Source organism: Sulfurimonas sp., from assembly GCF_023229105.1.
GTDB lineage: Bacteria > Campylobacterota > Campylobacteria > Campylobacterales > Sulfurimonadaceae > Sulfurimonas.
Window position 1 is genome coordinate 1 of sequence record NZ_JALNZY010000041.1, and the last position, 18370, is coordinate 18370.

The following is an 18370-nucleotide window of genomic DNA, read 5'->3' on the forward strand; positions in this document are numbered from 1 at the left end:
TGACCCTAGTACGAGAGGACCGGGTTGGACATGCCACTGGTGCACCAGTTGTTCTGCCAAGAGCATCGCTGGGTAGCTACGCATGGATGAGATAACCGCTGAAAGCATCTAAGCGGGAAGCCAACTCCAAGATGAACGTTCCCTGAAGTACGCTTGAAGACTACAAGCTTGATAGGCTGGATGTGTACGCAGAGTAATCTGTTTAGCTGACCAGTACTAATAGTACGTTTGTCTTTTTTTACCAGTTATTATTGATTAGTCCGTAAAATGAACTAAGTCCATTTTACTCGCTTGCGCCGCTGAGGCGACTAAAGCTAGCTTCTTAGAAGCAGATTAATTAAGAACACAATTCGTTCACTACCTTACTTAGTGTATAGGTGTCCTGATGTAGTTATTTAGAAATGTTGACTTTAATAATGAAAATATTCTCTAATCTTTACAGATTATATATGAGGGCACACAATAAGCTCGGTTTACTGAGCGTGAGCCTGACGCTGAGTCAAACTTAGCGTTAGCGTAGGTAAAGGAATTACTTCCTTTGCCGTGTTTTTATATATGGTCTGTCTAGGTGGCTATAGAGAGAGGGAAACGCCTGGCTCCATTCCGAACCCAGAAGCTAAGCCTCTCATCGCTGATAATACTGATCCTTGCAGGATTGGAAATGTAGGTCGCTGCCTAGTTGATCATTTTTACTTCTTACTCGACTTCTTCTTTTAACTAATTTCATTAACTAAATAATAAAAATACTATAACGCATATGAAATACTAGCTATTTTTCGAGCTTTATAATTTATAATATGGTATTATTTTACATACTATTTTAGGACCTTATATGAAAAACTACATAAAAAATCAAATTAAAAAATCATACGAAACAAAACAAGCTATTTATGAAAATGACCTTTTATTAAATAAAATTGAAGAAGTTTGCAAATTATGTGTAAAACTTTATAAAGGTAAAAATAAGACTATATTAGCAGGAAATGGAGGAAGTGCTGCTGATGCACAACACATAGCTGCTGAACTAGTTGGAAGATATGGATTTGATAGACCTTCTATCCCATCATTGGCTTTAACAACAGATACTTCGAGTTTAACAGCAATCGGAAATGATTACGGATATGACAAAGTATTTTCCCGCCAGCTTGAGGGCATGGGGCAAGAGGGAGATATATTTATCGGTATTTCAACTTCTGGGAATTCTAAAAATATAATCAATGCGTTTGAAGTTGCAAAGAAAAAAGGTATTAAGACAATTGCTTTGGTTGGCAAAGATGGTGGAGAGATGGCAAAAATAGCTGATATTGCTTTAGTAGTGCCATCAGATTCCACTCCTAGAATACAGGAGTCTCACATACTTATAGGGCATATCATTTGTGATATTATAGAAAAAGAGATTTTTGGCGAGGGTGTCAACTGATATCTATGAACAGAGCGCTTTTTTTGGATCGTGATGGTGTTATAAACATCGAAAAGGACTATGTCTATAAGATTGAAGATTTTAAATTTATAGATGGAATCTTTGAATTATGCAGGCATTATCAAAATTTGGGGTATCTTCTTTTTGTGGTAACAAACCAATCAGGCATTGCTCGTGGTTATTATGATGAATCTGATTTTGATAAATTGACCTCATGGATGATTGAGCAATTTTTAAAAGAGGGAATCTCAATAACAAAAGTTTATCACTGTCCTCATCATCCTGATATTTCCGGCGCATGTGAATGCAGAAAACCAAAGTCGGGTATGATATTAGAGGCTCAAAAAGAGTTTGATTTAAATCTGAAAAATTCAATTTTAATCGGCGATAAAGAACACGATATTGAGGCAGCGATAGATGCCGGTATAGAAGAGAGTTATCTTTTTGATGAGACAGAGTCTATTGAAAAATCAAAAGCGACAAAGATAATTTTAAAACTAAAGGATATATATAGTGTTAATACTAAATAGCGGTGGCACATTTAATAAAAAATATAATCCGTTAAATGCAGAGCTTGAAGTTCCGTATAATAACGAAGCAATAGAGAAAATTTTAAAAAGCATGGGTGCTAAATATGATTTAGCAGGTGTTATTTATAAAGATAGCCTAGAGATGACGATGGACGATAGAAAAATACTTGCAAAAGTTATCATGGAGTCTAAAGATAACACCTTTGTAATTGTGCATGGAACGGATACTATGCATTTGAGTGCTGAATTTTTAGCTGAAATATTTGATGATAGAAAGATTGTCTTTGTCGGTGCGATGAAGCCTTTTGAGATAGACAATATAGAAGCAAGTCTCAACCTCGGTATGGCAATCGGTTTTGCAAGAGCTGTGAATGAAAATGGAGTCTATATCTGTATGAGCGGACATGTGCAGCCATGGGATAAAATTCACAAAAATACAAAATTTGGGAAATTTGAAGTTGTCTTATAAAATTCCATGTTCACATTGCCATTTGGAATTTGATCCATCACTTATGATAAAAGATGAGAAGCTTCATTTTTGTTGCAAGGGGTGTCAGGGAGTTTATCATCTTCTACAAGATAAGGGTTTTGAGAGTTTTTATGAAAAAAGTAAAAGTTCTACCTTGGCTCCGCCGACTCAAATAACTGAAGGCTCTTCGAGTTTTGATAGCCAATCTTTTTATGATAAATTTGTAAAGACAAACGATAAAGGTTTTAGTCAAGTCTCCTTGATAATAGAGGGGATTCACTGTTCGGCTTGTGTTTGGTTAAATGAAAAAGCGCTAAATAAAATGGACGGTGTGATAGAAGCCAACATCAATTTTACAAACAATAAGGCAACAATTGTATGGGCTGATGATATTGTGAAGCTTTCAAAAATCATAGATATGATAAGAGCTATAGGCTATGATGCTTTTGCGTATGACGCTATGACACAAGAGCATCATGTCAATAAAGAGAGAAAATCGTACTACCTTAAAATGGCTGTTGCGATATTTGCATCTATGAATATCATGTGGATAGCAGTTGCACAGTATGCAGGATATTTTAGCGGGATAGCGCAGGATGTAAAAACTATACTCAATATAGCGGAGTGGATTCTCTCAACCCCCGTACTTTTTTACAGCGGCTGGGTGTTTTTTAGAGGTGCATACTATGGACTAAAAGAAAAAGTTGTAAATATGGATCTGCTGGTTGCAACTGGAGCATTATTTACATATATTTACTCAATATATATAACAATTATGCAGCATGGCGAAGCATATTTTGATTCTGTTAGCATGATAATTACTTTTGTTTTGATAGGAAAATTTTTAGAAGTTTTAAGTAAAAAAAGTGCAGCTGATGCGCTTGATGTGATTACTAGAAATATTCCTAATGAAGTAAAAATTATAAGAGAGGGCATAATTGCTCAATGCAAACTAGATGATGTTAAAGTCGGCGACAGTGTTGTTGTCTCATCTGGTGAGAAAATTTTATTTGATGGTGAAATCATTAAAGGAAGCGGTTCCTTTGATGAGTCAAATTTAACAGGGGAGAGCAGCCCTGTTTATAAGAGTGTTGGTATGAGTGTTGTAAGCGGTACTACAAGCATAGATGCTGATATATACTTTATGGCAACAAGGGACTTTAAGCACTCCACGCTCTCAAATATAGTGACACTACTAGAATCCGCAATACATAAAAAACCAAAAATTCAGCAGATGGCAAATAGATTGTCTGAACACTTTTCATCACTCATCTTATCGCTGGCTTTTGTTACATTTTTAGGATGGTGGCTCTGGCCACACAGTTTTGAGACCTCCTTTATGGTAGCGATATCAGTTATAATAATTGCATGTCCATGTGCGCTGGCTCTTGCTACTCCTGTTGCTACATTAGTAGGACTTAGCATAAGTGCTTCAAGAGGGATACTCTTTAAAGAAGCCGCGGGTCTTGAGACTATGGCAAAAATAGATACACTTGTTTTAGATAAAACAGGAACTATTACCATCGGAAAACCAGAAGTTGTAAAAGAGCACTTTTTTAAAGATTTTGATAAAAAACTGCTCTATTCATTGGTTAAATCTTCTAAACATCCCATAGCAAATGGGGTTGCTAAATATATAAAAGAGCAGACAAAAGAGATAGAGGAGATAATTTTTGATGAGTATAAACAGTTTCCGGCAAAAGGGATAAAAGCAAAGTATAAAAATGTTGACTTTTTAGGAGGCAATCTGAAATTACTTCAAGAGCATGGCATAGATATGAAGTTTACAACGCAGGAGACGGCATTTTATTTTGTAATTGGAGATGAAATTGCAGCGGTGTATGAACTAAAAGATAAAATCAAAGACGGGATGCCAGAGCTTATCGCAAGTATGAAACAAAAGAGAATCGAGGTTGTGCTTTTAAGCGGAGATCATAAAAATATTACTACAAATATTGCAAAAGAGGTAGGTATAAAAAAGTTTTTTTATGAACAAACCCCACAAGATAAAGCAGAGTATATAAATACTCTTCACAAAGAGGGCAAAAAGGTGGTTATGGCTGGAGACGGTGTGAATGATATTCTAGCATTAGCATCAGCTGATATCGCCATAGCTATGGGTAGTGGTAGTGATATAGCGGTTGAAGTAGGAGATGTTGTGTTGCTTGATGATTCGTTAAAGTCATTAAATGAGGCTTTTAAAATCAGTAAGACAACATTTGGTTTAATTAAACAAAATCTTCTCATATCGCTTGTTTATAATGCCCTAACCATTCCTATTGCTATGGCAGGGTATATCATACCTCTTTTTGCGGCGATTTCTATGTCGCTAAGTTCGCTTTTGGTTGTAGGTAACTCAATGAGAATACGTTATAAATGGAGGAGGTAGTAGATGGATAGTTGGGTAATAGCCATGATGCTCGGGGCTTCTATTTTTTTAGGAGCGGCTGCTCTTTTTGCATTTTTATGGGCGATAAAAAATGGACAGTTTGATGATGAAGAGAAATTTTTAAATGCTGCTAAGTTTGACGGCGAAGATGAGTTAAATGATGCTGCATTGCAGGAGAAAAAAAGAGAAGATTTAGAGAAAAAATATAGACCAGAATAATTTTAATGAAGCTCACAAGAGGTTAAGAACTGTCACTAAGGACAGTTCAAGGTAAATTATTTACCGATAGTTTGAGCGAAAGCGTCTAGCTCTGCATCAGAGTATTTAGTAACTTGACCTTTCATAAGACCTTTCATCGGTCCTCCGTAACTACCATCTTTATAACCTTTAAGTGCAACAGCAATATCAGCGTGAGTCATTTCAGAAACAATTTTAGATTTACCAAGAGCAGCTTTGCTCCAGTCAGTTCCATGACATGCTTCACATGCACCAGCTGCAACAGCAGCAGCCATCAATGTAGTAGTTGCAGTTAAAGCAACAATTGACATAACGATTTTTTTCATATTTTTCCCTTGAATTTATTTCGGACAAATTATAGTAATTTTACTCTTAAATACATGTTAATGATTTATCTGTTAACATTTCATTAAATTTTATAGACTACGGGTGCACATTTTGAGATATATAGACGACAATTTAAAAGATAAAACAATTTTAATAACAGGCGGTGCAGGTTTTATAGGTTCTAACTTGGCATTTTACTTTCAAAACAACCATCCTGACGCAAAAGTAGTTGTTTTAGACAGTTTTAGAAGCGGGGAAAAACTATCTAATGGTAATCTTAAAAGTTTTGGACATTTTAAAAATTTAATAGGCTTTAGAGGCGAGATAATAAGCGGAGATATTAACGACAAAGATTTGTTGCTTGATTTAGAAGTAAACTATAGATTTGATTATATTTTTCATGAAGCTGCTATCTCTGATACAACTGCTCAAGAACAAGATTTGATGATAAGAACAAATGTTAATGCGTATAAAGATTTGTTAGATTTAGCAATAAAGCATAATGCAAATATGATATATGCATCGTCTGCCGCAACATATGGGAATGCAGCTTCCCCACAAAAAGTAGGGGTAGAAGCGCCGCAAAATGTTTATGGATTTTCAAAGCTTTGCATGGATAATTTAAGCCGTGAGTATATAAAAAAAAGTAATATAGGAATTGTCGGGCTCAGATATTTTAATGTTTACGGACCAAGAGAGTATTTTAAAAACAGCACTGCATCTATGGTTTTACAGTTTGGGCTTCAGCTACTCTCAGGTAAAAATCCTCGTCTTTTTGAAAGTAGCGATAAAATTCTTCGTGATTTTATATATATAGAAGATGTTATTGCTGCCAATATAAAAGCAATGAATCCTAAGGAGAGCGGAATCTACAATGTCGGAACAGGCAAAGCGAGAAGTTTTCAAGATATAGTTGATATTTTGCAGCGTGAACTTGAAACAACCTTGTCATGTGAGTATATTGAAAATCCATTTATCGGAAGTTATCAATTTCATACAGAAGCAGATATTGCCTCAACAAAGGAGGCTCTAGGATATGAGCCAAAGTTTGAGATGGAAGATGCAATTAAAGCATACGTAAATGAAATCAGACGAGTATATGAACAAGAAGTTAAGTAATGAAAAATTTTAAAAATTTCACTCCAAATATTTTGGTTATTGGGGATTTGATGATAGACCACTATCTATGGGGAAGTTGTGAGAGAATCTCCCCCGAAGCTCCTGTGCAGGTTGTAGATATATCTAAAGAGACTACAGTTTTAGGCGGAGCGGGAAATGTCATAAACAATCTTAAAGCACTTGGCGCAAATGTAAGTGTAAGCAGTGTGATAGGGGATGATGACAACGGCATAGAGCTGATTGAGATGTTGCAAAAAATCGGGGTAAATACCGATAAGATAATAACCCAAAAAGAGAGAAAAACTTCAAAGAAAAGCCGTGTAATAGCAAGCTCGCAGCAAGTGCTTAGATATGATAAAGAGAGTAAAGATCAGATTCATAAAGCTCAAGCAGATAAAATCTTAAACTCATTATTTGGGATGATTGATAAGTTTGATGCAGTGATACTCTCAGATTATGGCAAAGGCGTTTTAAGCGATTATCTATGTCAAGAAGTGATAGCTCTTTGCAATAAAAACAGGATAAAAGTTTTAGTTGACCCAAAGGGGAGTGACTATGCTAGATACAGCGGTGCGTACCTTCTAACTCCAAATAAAAAAGAGGCGATTCAAGCTACAAAGATAGAGATAAAAGATACAAAAACTCTCCAAGAGGCGCTTAAAAAACTAAAACAAGATTGCAACTTGGCAATTTCTTTGATTACATTATCTGAGGACGGAATCGCCACTTATGAAGATGCGATGAAAGTGTTTCCAACGGTTGCAAAAGAGGTCTTTGACGTAACTGGAGCGGGCGATACTGTTATTGCATCTATCGCATTTGCGCTTAGTGCAGGTAGAAATATAGAAGAAGCAGCGGCGTTTGCAAACCTTGCAGCAGGTGTTGTCGTGGGGAAAATAGGCTCAGCAACGGTCACGCTAGGGGAGATAGAGGAGTATGAAGCGACTCTTCATAAAAGCACTTCAGATGCCCATATTAAAAATTTTGATGAGATAAAAGCGGTTGTAAAGCGCTACCGTGAGAATGGAAAAAAAGTTGTCTTTACAAACGGCTGCTTTGATATCTTGCATGTAGGGCATGTAAAGTATCTGCAGGAGGCAAAAAGCTTTGGAGATGTTTTGATAGTGGGATTGAACTCTGATGCATCTGTTTCTCGCTTAAAAGGTTCCGCGCGTCCTATAAATATAGCGGAGGATAGAGCTTATCTCTTAGCCGCGCTTGAAGCGGTTGATTTTGTTGTGCCGTTTGAGGAAGACACTCCTTATGAGCTTATAAAAATGATAATGCCCGACACGCTTGTAAAAGGCGGAGATTATGAAGGTAAAGATGTTGTCGGAACAGAGTTTGCTAGGGAGTTGAAGCTTGTTGGCTTTGTTGATGGAAAAAGCACAACGATGACAATCAAAAAAATTCAAGGAGATTAGATGTTTAAAAAAGCAACTTTGATAGCACTAAGTGCTGTATCTGTTTTTGCGATGCATAGCGCTGAGGTCAATATTAATAACTCGGATATAGAGCTCTCAGCTAGGCTGGATATGGGGCAGTTTAATGAAAGTGTAGAGCCAAATACAATTTTTTTGGGCGCAAGATATTTACATGCAGATGAGAGACACAGTGATGTAAATAGCATAGATGATTTTCAAGAGATAAATTTTTTGATGCAAAAAAATGTAAATAGTGATTTTAGATTGGGCTTAGGCATTAAAGCAAACTATACGAAAAATTTTGTCTCAATTCCTCTAGGTGTAGAAGCTTCTTACAAACTCCCTTTTAGCTCAAGTGTTCCATTTTACATTGGTGCGAGCATCTACGTTGCTCCCGAGGTTCTCTCCTTTGATAAAGCCGATAATTTTTTAGAGTATCAGGTAAATGTGGAGGCAGAGGCTATAAAAAACGGGTTTATAACTCTTGGATACAGACATATAGACACTAACTATAAAAACTGGGATGTAGAGTATAACGAATCACTCTATTTCGGTTTGAAATTTCTGTTTTAATCCTCGCTATTTAACTCTTTTACGGCTTTGATAACCTCATAAGCCGTAATGCTTTTCATACACTCATGATGACCTAGCGGGCACTCTCTTCTCATGCAAGGAGAACACTCCATCTCATGTCTTACAACCTTGCTTTTTTCATTCATCCACTGTGATGTTTCTGTATGTTTTGTAGGTCCAAAAATAGAGACGCTAGCAACCCCATAAGCAGCCGCTACATGCATAGGTCCGCTGTCGTTTGTGATAAATAGCGAACAACCGCCAATAAGAGAACATAACTCTTTAATATCTGTTTTTCCCGCTAAATTTGTGTAGTTAGTTACATTTGATGCCACAAGATAGGACTCTATCTCGTTAGCCATCTCTACTTCGTTTGGACCGCCAAAGATTATGATGTCGTACTCGCTGCTAAACTCACTTGCAACTTCGGCAAATCTCTCGGGATACCATCTTTTTGCACTTCCGTATGTCGCACCTGCATTGATGCCCATTGTCGGTTTTATAAGCTTTTTAGGTTGGATGTAGAGTTTAAGTTTAGGAGTGATTTTGTCCCATCTATCGGTATTTGTCATGGCCAGTTCAGCGTATTGTCTGCTGAGGTGTTTGTCTGCCTTTATGTTAGGTGTGTGCGAGAGCAATAACATAGAGTGCCATGATTTTTTGGCAATGCACAGAACGCTTCCTGTTAGTTTTAGAAGCAAAGATGAGTGAATTTGGTCTCTAAAGGAGATAGCCATATCAAAGCTGCCTAGTTTTTTGGCAAGACTGTATGTCGCTTTGATTCTGTTAGGGGATTTTTTTGTCTCATCCACTACCGCTTTTTCGCAGCGCGGATGATACTTTAATGCTTCTATAGAGACAAAACTTCCGACAAAAGTAAACTTTGCGTTTGGATAGTAAGAACTTAGTAGCTCAATCGCGGGAGTTGCCATAACAGCATCGCCTAGCCAGTTTGGTAAAATTATCAATATTTTCATAATGCAATTATACCGCGTCTTTTATATAAATATAAATCGGAGAGGAGCCTACATGCAGCGTTTCATTTTTTATGATATCTCCAGAGCTAGAGTATATTATGCTAAAAAAATCCTCATTTTTAAGGGTAATTGGCTTGAGCGACCAGTGTATTTGAAGCAATTTTTCATTAACTAAACATTGAAGTATGTAGTGTTCTCTTTTTATATCAAGTCTTAAAAATTGGGAGTTTTTTAGATTTTGAATCATAAATTTATATACATCAAATGCTTTTCTCTTCTTTATGCCATCTCTGTTATCGATTAGTCCGTATCCGGGGGCTATTAGCTGATGCCAAGATACGCTATCGACCTGTTGAGATGCAAATGCAAGCAGGTAATATCTTAACATGTAGTCCGAATAAAACTCCTCACTTACACACTCATACTCGCTTGTCGGTGCATAAGGTGCGGTGTTGCTTATGGGCCAGTTAGTCTCAGTGATGTGAAGTTCATGTGCACTTTTTGGACTTAGCCAGACCATGGTGCTAAGTAGCGAAATTTTATCAAGAAGATTAAAGCCCATTTGAGTATTTTCAGGCGCACCGCGTCTATCTACATATAAAAGTGCGGATAAACCGTCATAGCGGTACTTAAAAGAGTTAAAAAGAGTATGAGCAGTAAAGTGATACTCAAAATCTATAACCCCGCTTCCAATCAACTTAATATTTGGAAACTTTTCTTTTTTTAAAGCATAGGCTACTTGATAAAAACGATTATACTCATCAACGCTAAAAAACCCCCATTTTGTTCTGTTTATAGTTGAACCTATCTCAAAAATATTTATATGTTTGCCTAGCTTTGTAAAGATAGTGTTTAAATCATTTTCAAGAAGTTTTAAATCCTCTATATGTTCTCTATCTTGAATGATTTTTAGTGTTATTTTTTTCTCTTTTAGTTTTAAGATAAAGCTCTCAAGCTCATTAAAAGTCTGCATCTTGCAGAGTTTAAAACGAACTAAAACTCTACTAACTCCCAACTCCTCTATAAGCTCAAGCGTCATTTCGCTCTGCCTTTGATAATCAACTCCCATACAAAAAAAATCATTTGAATCTATTTTTTTTCTTTTGACAAAAGGTGTCATGATGATTGCAAAGGGGAGCATCACAAGAGATATAAAAAAAGTTTTAAGCAAGGAGCCGACCTGATTTTTTCGCATCTGTTTTTTGTAGTTTTTGTCTTTTAGCGGATACGGTTGATCGGAATAATTATCCCAGTTAAATGGCTGTTTCATAAGGCGAATTATAACGTTTTTAAGATAAAATAAGTTATTAAAATATTAGGAACTCTCTTGAATATACTTGTTGTTCGCACTGACAAATTGGGCGATTTTATAACCGCACTCCCTGCTGTATATGTCTTAAAACAGTATGATTTAAAAAATAGAGTTGTAGTTTGTGTTGCTCCGCTAAACAGGGCTTTGGCTGAGTCTTGTGAGTTTATAGATGAGGTTGTTGTTGATGATGGTAAAAGTTTTTGGGAGCTGGTTTTTAAACTAAGAAAAGCAAAAATAGACGCTTCTGTCACCCTTTTTTCAAATACTCGTGTGGCACTTGCACAGCTCATTGCAGGGATTTCAAAGAGAGTTGCCCCTGCGACAAAAATAGCGCAGATATTTTATAATAAAAGAGTCGCACAAAGAAGAAGCAGAGTCCAGATGGCGGAGTTTGAGTATAATTTAGAGCTTACAAAATCTCTCTTTAGCGATATAAGTTTAGAGTATAAAAAACCGCTCTTAAGCTTTAGCGACAAGGAGCAGATATATAGAGTTTTTCGCGCAAATCATGATATACAAAAAGAGGAGATTGTTGCTTTTCATGTAGGATTTGGCGGTTCAAGTGATGCAAACTGGACTCTTGATGAGTATGAAATTTTGATTCGTGGGGTTGTTAAGCAGGATAAATATCAAGTAGTTTTAACTTTTGGACCTGATGAGAAAGAGCTTTATGAGGAGATGCAAAATAGACTTTATGATATAGATGTTATCTTCTATTTATCTCTTGAGGGGCTTGTCTATTTCGCAAAACTTATAAGCAGTTTCAAGCTTTTTGTCTCTACTTCAACCGGAACATATCATGTGGCTTCTTTGGTAGGAACACCAACTATGACATTTTTTGCTGATAATCTTTTTGCAAGCGCTAAGAGATGGAAGAGTATTGGGGATGAAGAGTTGCAAAAACACTTTATGATTCCCCAGAGCGAACAAAAGAGACAAGAGCTGTTTGAAGAGGTTAAAAGAGAGTTGTTTTGCTATTGATTTAATATATAATTGAATATAATGCAACAATGAGAGAAATTAATAAACAGATAGAAAAAGGTATCTTAATTTATGAATGAGAACGAGTATGATTTTCCCAAAAAGGGAATCAATAAATATATAACAGAATATGTGAAAAATTTACCGGATCTTACAGGTAAGGTAGTCTTAGATATTCCGTGCGGTGATGGAAGAGCTAGTTATGAGTTTAAGAAAAAAGGCGCAGAAGTTAAAGCTTTTGACCTTTTTGTAGATTTTATGAAACTAACAGATGTCAAGTCTAACTATGCCGACTTATCAGAAGATTTGCCAGTAGAGAGCGAGTCAATAGACTATATAATATGTCAAGAGGGAATAGAACATATCCCAAACCAACTAAAGGTTCTTCAAGAGTTTAATAGAGTTCTAAAAAAAGATGCAATTTTGCTGATAACTACACCAAATGATTCGCAAGTTAAAGTTAGATTGTCAAATTTTTTGCTAGAAACAGATTTGTGGAAAAAAATGCCTCCAACAGAGGTTGATAGTATCTGGTTTGCAAAAAATGACACAAATAAGCTCTATTATGGGCATCTTTTTCTGCTTGGAGTGCAACATTTTCAAACCCTGCTTACTCTCTCAGGGTTTAAAACCAAAAAACGAATAAAGACAGATTTTAGTACATCTTCATTAGTTTTGGGAGTTATTTTTTACCCTATTTTACTGCTTATGACATCTGTTGCGTACTTTCTTTATAAAGATAAAAATCAACATGTAGAAGAAAAAGCAAAAAAAAAGATTTTATTTGATAGAGCCATCTTAAATCTTTTACCAACAACACTATTTAATAAACATATATTTTGGGAAATAAAAAAACAGAGTAACAACGAAGAAACAATTTCAAGATTAAGAAAAATGTATAGAAACTAAGATATGTATAGAAGTAATTTTAGTTTAATTGACAGATTTAGAAATAAAATTAGAGTTGATAAGAGCACTGAAGTAGCTATTGGTAAAAATAGTAAAATAGTTAACTGTACTATCGTAGTAAAGGGCAAAAACAATACTCTTAAAATAGGAGCAAACTCTAAACTTAGAGCCAGCACAATAGAGATAATCGGCAACAATTGTGAAATCAGTATAGGTGAAGGCAGCTTAGTCGGTCATAACTCTTACTTAAGTGCCAAAGAAGAAAGTATAAGCTTGATTATTGGAGATAAGACCGCACTCTCTCGTAATATAAAAGTTATGACATCTGATGGGCATCCGATATTTCAAAATAACCAAAGAATAAATCATGCTAAAAATATAATAATTGAAGATGGTGTTTGGATTGCAGACAGTGTAACAATTTTAAAGGGTGTAACAATCAAGAAAGGCTCTGTCGTTGGAATAAACTCTACTGTTACAAAAGATATCCCAAAAGAGAGTATTGCTGTTGGAAACCCGTGTGTAGTGGTAAAAGAAGATATAACTTGGACTTATTAATCTAATTTTTTATTTAACTCATAAAGCTTTATATATTTGTAAAAATTTGTTGCCATGTGTGAAAATGCTATAACCAATCCTGCATAACCGTCTAAAAACCCTTTTTTTAGAAAGTAGGTTTTAAAAAATGAAAATATAGCGTTAAAGAAGGCTTTTGATGGGGAGGAACTTTTTTTACCAATATTATCTTGTGCAAATATAGTAGAGTATCTATCAAGTTTGATTATAAAGTCTGTTATGTTTGAGTATGGATAGTGCAAAATATAACCTTTTATTTGCACAATATAAAACTCTTTTTCTATCACTTTCTCATGTACTTTTTCATTTGTAAAAGATGTCTTTGTCCTGTTATAGAGTCTTGCTATGAGGTCATTACCCCAACAGTGCTTTACATATATCTCTTTGTAGTAGTTTTGCCTAAGAATCGTATATATGTTTTTATCATCTAGTGCTAGATTTGAGATGTTTTTTATAAACTCATCTGATAAAACTTCATCTGCATCAAGAGAGAACACCCAATTATTTTTGGCAAAGGTGGATGCTAGATTTTTTGTAGGACCAAATCCTAAAAATTTACCTTGAACAAGATTTACATTTGAGTAGTTTTTTACAATATCCATTGTTGCATCAGTTGAACCGTTGTCATAAACAACAACATCGCTAAAATCTTTTAATGAATCAAGTGTTTTTGCTATCGTTGATGCCGCGTCTTTTACGATAATTACGCATGAGATATCCTTAATCAACTACCGCTTCTCCCCGCAATCTCTTTTTTGCATTCTTTTTATCTTTATGAGCTTGAGAATATTTGAGCGCTATTTTAGCACAACTCGATTCATCTGATTTTGATAATTTTGCATACTCTTTTACTATAATCTCTAAATCTTCATCTTTTGCCCAAAGTTTAGAGAAGTTTTTTAGCCTCTCATCTAAGGTTAGTGGGTTAAACTCCATTCTGTTGATATCAACTATTTTAAATATGTAATTATCATCTATTTTTTTAATTAATATATTTCCCGGCGAATAATCAAGATGAAAGATATTACTCTCATGAAGTAAGAGCGTAAAGGCTGCAAAGGCTTTGAAAATAGCCTCTTTATCTAAAAAATGGCTATCTTTAAGCGCCTCTCTTATTGTAAAATCATACTTGAAATTTTCACTTACAAAGTAACTCTCATGAATAAGACCACTCTTCTTAAATTCTATATATCCTATTGGTTTTGGTGTAAAATCTGCTATTTTTATACTATTTTTATATGACTTTTTTGCTTTAGAATCTTTAAAAAAGGTATATATGACTTTATTTATAATATTTGGAATTTTAAAAGATTTTACGACAAAATGTTCATCATTAAAATCTATAGTTTTTATCTCATTTCTTGCTTTATGAATTGAGTTAGTTGACTCCTTAAAATACTCTTTTATATTTTTAAGAAAAACTATATATTTGTCGCAAATTGATTCAAACTTCACTCTCTATCCTTTTTTGAGCTATAAAGATGCCGGTAAAAAGGGCAAAAAATGCCGCCGGAAACTGCTCATGAAACATGGTCTCTACTAAGCTTGATATTGAGTATATACCAACAAAAACAACTAAAAGATTAGAGTAAAATTCATCTTTAATGCCAAGTTTTAAAAGATTGTAAAAAACACTCAAATATAAAATAAGTCCTATTAATCCCAAATGAACTGCTGTTTGAACATAAAAGTTGTGATAGCTTGGCATTATCTTTGCACACTCCATATTTGTATGTTTTTTTGTTATGCTCTCATTTAAAGCCTCCATATCGTTGGTTACGCCGATGCCTAAAACGGGATTGTCTATAAAAATCTCGCCTCCTATTTGCCAAACTGCAAGTCTAAGTCCTATTGAGGAGCAGTAGTCATCTTTAGAGAGAACTTTTGCTATATCGGTTATTCCGACATTAACTCTTGCTTTAAAATTGGGGCTTATTGAGTATGAAGCAAAGAAGATAACAAGAAGCATAAAAGACATACCAAAAAAAGCAAAAAATCTGTTTTTGATATGTAAAAAGCCTACTATAAATATGGATGCCGCAAATGCTACCTGACCAGTTCTTCCTGCATTTATAAAAAGATTCGCAGTTGTTGTTAGAAAAAACAGTACATAGAGTATTTTAAGATTTAGGCTTTTTTCGTAAAAGATTTTGCTTAAAAGGAGCAGGGAGGTAAACGCCAAAAACATAGAGTATTGAGGATGATTCATAAAAGGATTTGGAAAGGCAGCCGTAGCCTCTTTAAATTTCCACAGTTCAAAAAATATGCCATAAGAGATAAGTTCGCTAATAAGCATACCTGTTAAAAATGCGGAAATTGCGTAAGTCAGATATTTTTTTTCTATAGCAGTGGCTATGACAATAATAGTTAAAAAGTACCAATATTTTCTTATGTATTGCAGCCCTCCAAAAGGAGCTTGAGACCAAAGCAAAGAGATAATACTAAACCCTACAAAGAGTAATAAAGAGATAATAATTCTATTTGATGTTAAGAACTCTATTTTATTTTTAAAGTTATTGCTAAATAGCCATAAGACAAAGAGCAGTGCCGTTAAAATAGAGATACTGCTCCTTGAGATGGGGAGCAAAAAAGCGTAGATTACAAATAGGTAGTTTATATATTTATTCATTTTTATCGTTAAGCAGCGATTCAAAGCACGCGACATATTTTTTAGCAGTTGTTTTATGAGAGAGTTTACCCTTTATGATATCTTGCGCATGAGCTGTCAATCTCTCTAATGTGTCGGGATTATCATGCAGTTCTCTTATCTTTTTTGCTATTGCTGATGCATCTTTTATAGGAACTATAAAACCGTTAACTCCGTCTTCTATAATTTCAAGAGAACTTTCGTTTGCCGAGGCAATAACTGGAGTACCGCTTGCGAGGGATTCAAGTATAACACGAGGAAGTCCCTCTTTTCTGGTGGAAGCGTGAACAAGAACATCACATGCCGCTATAATTTGCGGTACATCTTTTCTGTGTCCTGTTACATGTATTCTCTCTCTCATGCCACTGTTTTTTATCTCAGATAAGTATGGCTCTTGCGAGATTTTATCGCCTATGAGAAGAATGTGTAGGTTTTTTAAGTCTGAGAGCTCATGTGCTGCTTTTACTACATAAATCAGTCCTTTATGTGGTCTGACATTTGCCACAAAGGCAACACTGAAACTCTCTTTTTTTACTCCAAACTCTTCAAGATTTGATGGAGTTTGTTCATACCAAGAAGTGTCATGCCCTTTGTAAATTGTTATGACTTTTTTCGATTTACAAAAAATCTGCTTTTTCACATGTCTCTCTACCGCTTCTGAAACACAAATCATACCATCGACTCTAGGGTTTAGGGCATTTAAGTATGAGCTCGGATCGTGTCTGTAGAGTCCACCTGTTGTGCCTCTGTATGTAACGAGTTTTACATCTGTAGCGATTGAAGCAAAGATGGCGTTTGAGATTGTTTTTGAGTTTGTTGCATATAGTATCTCTATCTTTTTCTCTTGTATAACTTTTTTTATCTGCTTGATAAGTTTTAAATCTATTTTCTTTTTATAAGTTGCGTTAATGATGTTGATATTATGCTCTATAAGTCTTGGCGCATAGGCGGAATCACTTTCGCTCATAAGCGTGACATTATGTCCTGCTTTTGCCAGAGATATATAGATTTCAAGTTCTGGGCGTACGCTGTTAAAAGAGTCGTTTGATGAGGTTAATACTAGTATGTTCATTATTTTATAATCCTATCAAAAGGTTACTTATAACCATATTTTAATAGCTCTTTGGCCATAGCAACTATCTCATTTGAGCTTATCTCACAGATTGAGAAGTCATTTTTATCTAGTCTGTAGTGATTTACTTCACTGCTTGATTTTATAACCCTATTTATTGGGGTGACATAGACACGATTTGTAGGTGTTGGTCCAAAAATAGTAATCGATGGAACATTTAATCCCCATGCCATGTGTGTGGGTCCGGTATCATTTCCTATAAGCAGGGAGCATTTTGAGATGAGATACTTTAGTTCGTCAAGTGAGCCGCGAGGCAGTAGATGTAAAAACTCTGATTGCTTTTGCATCCAGAGTGCTTTTTGGTGCTCATCTTCGCTTCCCCAGACGATATACGTTTGTGTTTTTAGCGCTTTTGCTATCTCTACAAACTTCTCTTTTGGGTAATTTCTGCTCTGCCATGTTGAGCCTATTACAAAAAGAATAAAAACTTCAGGAAGATTTTCTATATGTGAGGCTGAAAATAGAAACTTCTCTTTGTTTAGGATCTTTTGGCTTGTGACCTCTATGCCCAGAGGCTCGCAGATAACTGTTGCATTTCTATCTATCGTGTTTGCATCATAAGCAATGTGGACTTTTTTGTTATAAAAAAGAGAAGCGATTCCTTCTCGAATTGAATTTTTATCAAAACCTGCAATGATTTTTGCTCCGATAATTCTAGCTACAATGGCGGATTTTAGAAGTCCTTGTGCATCTATAATGATATCGTAGTTGTTTTTTGAGTAGGATTTTAAAAGTTTATACTGCTTAAAAATTTCGCTTTTTTTCTTTTTAAGGGACTTTAAATTTACCTCTAAAATATTGTCAATATGTGGATTATTCTTTAAAACATCTGCAAAGCTGCTCTCAACTACCCAGTCTATGCTAGAGGAGGGAAGCTCTTTTTTTATAAACTCAAGAGCTACCATGGCGTGAATGATATCTCCCATTGCCGAGAGTTTTACTATGCATATTTTCATTAATTATGCCATCTAATATCTGTTTTTAAAATCTTTGCACTATTTCCACCGATTACACTGTGTTTAATGCCACTAAAATTTTTAGTTATTGTCGTATTTGCTGCAATAATGCACCCATCATCAATATTAGTATTTTTAAGTATAAAACATCTAGCGCCAATCCATACATTATTTCCAATAATGATTTCTGTTGGATTATTTATAATATTATTATTTATATCTAAAACAGGATGATGGTCACTATCCATGATTATAGTTTGCCAAGATATTCTAGCATTATCTCCAATGCTTATTTTTTTTGCACATAAAATAGTGGTATCGCCGGTTATGCCAAATCTATCTCCAGCACTAAAAGTAGCTTCTTTATTTATAATAAATTTTGAGCCTAAACC

At 35.1% G+C, this 18370-nt stretch carries 20 protein-coding genes and 2 rRNA genes; 13 read left to right on the forward strand and 9 right to left on the reverse strand.

Annotated features, from left to right (window positions below; genetic code table 11):
* The 7 genes from M0Q17_RS06795 to ccoS form a co-directional block, all read left to right on the forward strand.
* Positions 1-241, forward strand: a 23S ribosomal RNA gene (locus tag M0Q17_RS06795); the annotation flags it as partial.
* A 323-nt stretch (positions 242-564) separates the two neighbouring features.
* Positions 565-680 (forward strand): 5S ribosomal RNA (gene rrf, locus M0Q17_RS06800).
* Between the two features lie 152 nt (positions 681-832).
* On the forward strand, positions 833-1420 hold the full coding sequence (gene gmhA, locus M0Q17_RS06805) for a D-sedoheptulose 7-phosphate isomerase (protein WP_295085002.1): 588 nt from the start codon (positions 833-835) through the stop codon (positions 1418-1420).
* A gap of 5 nt (positions 1421-1425) precedes the next feature.
* Entirely contained in the window at positions 1426-1950 is a 525-nt protein-coding gene (gmhB, locus tag M0Q17_RS06810) for a D-glycero-beta-D-manno-heptose 1,7-bisphosphate 7-phosphatase (protein WP_295085005.1), read from the forward strand.
* A complete protein-coding gene (locus M0Q17_RS06815) occupies positions 1934-2419 on the forward strand; it encodes an asparaginase domain-containing protein (RefSeq protein ID WP_295085008.1) in 486 nt (161 codons plus the stop codon). The genes gmhB and M0Q17_RS06815 overlap by 17 nt, the downstream gene beginning before the upstream one ends.
* On the forward strand, positions 2355-4808 hold the full coding sequence (locus M0Q17_RS06820; RefSeq protein ID WP_295085011.1) for a heavy metal translocating P-type ATPase: 2454 nt from the start codon (positions 2355-2357) through the stop codon (positions 4806-4808). The genes M0Q17_RS06815 and M0Q17_RS06820 overlap by 65 nt, the downstream gene beginning before the upstream one ends.
* A 3-nt stretch (positions 4809-4811) precedes the next feature.
* Positions 4812-5027 (forward strand): cbb3-type cytochrome oxidase assembly protein CcoS, encoded by a 216-nt coding sequence (ccoS, locus tag M0Q17_RS06825; protein ID WP_295085014.1) that lies wholly within the window; start codon positions 4812-4814, stop codon positions 5025-5027.
* Positions 5028-5083: 56 nt separating this feature from the next.
* Here ccoS and M0Q17_RS06830 read toward each other — a convergent pair whose 3' ends face one another.
* Positions 5084-5371, reverse strand: a complete 288-nt coding sequence (locus M0Q17_RS06830) for a cytochrome C (protein WP_295085016.1) — start codon at positions 5369-5371, stop codon at positions 5084-5086.
* A gap of 112 nt (positions 5372-5483) precedes the next feature.
* Here M0Q17_RS06830 and rfaD point away from each other — a divergent pair, with 112 nt between their 5' ends.
* From rfaD to M0Q17_RS06845, 3 genes are read left to right on the forward strand one after another with little or no spacing between them, the layout of a single operon-like run.
* A complete protein-coding gene (gene rfaD / locus M0Q17_RS06835) occupies positions 5484-6491 on the forward strand; it encodes an ADP-glyceromanno-heptose 6-epimerase (protein WP_295085018.1) in 1008 nt (335 codons plus the stop codon).
* Entirely contained in the window at positions 6491-7915 is a 1425-nt protein-coding gene (gene rfaE1, locus M0Q17_RS06840) for a D-glycero-beta-D-manno-heptose-7-phosphate kinase (RefSeq protein WP_295085021.1), read from the forward strand. The genes rfaD and rfaE1 overlap by 1 nt, the downstream gene beginning before the upstream one ends.
* The gene (locus M0Q17_RS06845) at positions 7916-8488 is read left to right on the forward strand and encodes a YfaZ family outer membrane protein (RefSeq protein WP_295085024.1); all 573 of its coding nucleotides are present in this window, start codon (positions 7916-7918) and stop codon (positions 8486-8488) included.
* Here the strand turns inward: M0Q17_RS06845 and waaF are convergent.
* Complete coding sequence (gene waaF / locus M0Q17_RS06850; RefSeq protein WP_295085027.1) at positions 8485-9465, reverse strand: lipopolysaccharide heptosyltransferase II; 981 nt, start codon at positions 9463-9465, stop codon at positions 8485-8487. The two genes, M0Q17_RS06845 and waaF, sit on opposite strands and share 4 nt — an antisense overlap.
* 7 nt (positions 9466-9472) lie before the next feature.
* On the reverse strand, positions 9473-10735 hold the full coding sequence (locus M0Q17_RS06855) for a glycosyl hydrolase (RefSeq protein ID WP_295085029.1): 1263 nt from the start codon (positions 10733-10735) through the stop codon (positions 9473-9475).
* A gap of 57 nt (positions 10736-10792) precedes the next feature.
* Here M0Q17_RS06855 and M0Q17_RS06860 point away from each other — a divergent pair, with 57 nt between their 5' ends.
* From M0Q17_RS06860 to M0Q17_RS06870, 3 genes are all read left to right on the forward strand, one after another.
* Entirely contained in the window at positions 10793-11758 is a 966-nt protein-coding gene (locus M0Q17_RS06860; RefSeq protein WP_295085032.1) for a glycosyltransferase family 9 protein, read from the forward strand.
* Between the two features lie 72 nt (positions 11759-11830).
* A complete protein-coding gene (locus M0Q17_RS06865) occupies positions 11831-12667 on the forward strand; it encodes a class I SAM-dependent methyltransferase (RefSeq protein WP_295085035.1) in 837 nt (278 codons plus the stop codon).
* 3 nt (positions 12668-12670) lie between these two features.
* Complete coding sequence (locus M0Q17_RS06870) at positions 12671-13225, forward strand: acyltransferase (protein WP_295085039.1); 555 nt, start codon at positions 12671-12673, stop codon at positions 13223-13225.
* Here the strand turns inward: M0Q17_RS06870 and M0Q17_RS06875 are convergent.
* From M0Q17_RS06875 to M0Q17_RS06900, 6 genes are all read right to left on the reverse strand, one after another.
* Entirely contained in the window at positions 13222-13971 is a 750-nt protein-coding gene (locus M0Q17_RS06875; RefSeq protein ID WP_366835127.1) for a glycosyltransferase family 2 protein, read from the reverse strand. The two genes, M0Q17_RS06870 and M0Q17_RS06875, sit on opposite strands and share 4 nt — an antisense overlap.
* A complete protein-coding gene (locus M0Q17_RS06880; protein ID WP_295085042.1) occupies positions 13964-14698 on the reverse strand; it encodes a hypothetical protein in 735 nt (244 codons plus the stop codon). Before M0Q17_RS06880 ends, M0Q17_RS06875 begins: the two co-directional genes overlap by 8 nt.
* Positions 14688-15872 (reverse strand): O-antigen ligase family protein, encoded by a 1185-nt coding sequence (locus M0Q17_RS06885; protein ID WP_295085045.1) that lies wholly within the window; start codon positions 15870-15872, stop codon positions 14688-14690. Before M0Q17_RS06885 ends, M0Q17_RS06880 begins: the two co-directional genes overlap by 11 nt.
* The gene (locus tag M0Q17_RS06890) at positions 15865-16962 is read right to left on the reverse strand and encodes a glycosyltransferase family 4 protein (protein ID WP_295085048.1); all 1098 of its coding nucleotides are present in this window, start codon (positions 16960-16962) and stop codon (positions 15865-15867) included. Before M0Q17_RS06890 ends, M0Q17_RS06885 begins: the two co-directional genes overlap by 8 nt.
* 23 nt (positions 16963-16985) lie before the next feature.
* On the reverse strand, positions 16986-17978 hold the full coding sequence (waaC, locus tag M0Q17_RS06895) for a lipopolysaccharide heptosyltransferase I (RefSeq protein WP_295085051.1): 993 nt from the start codon (positions 17976-17978) through the stop codon (positions 16986-16988).
* A partial coding sequence (locus M0Q17_RS06900) for a DapH/DapD/GlmU-related protein (RefSeq protein WP_295085054.1) occupies positions 17978-18370 on the reverse strand: 393 nt, incomplete at its 5' end. The genes M0Q17_RS06900 and waaC, both read right to left, overlap by 1 nt.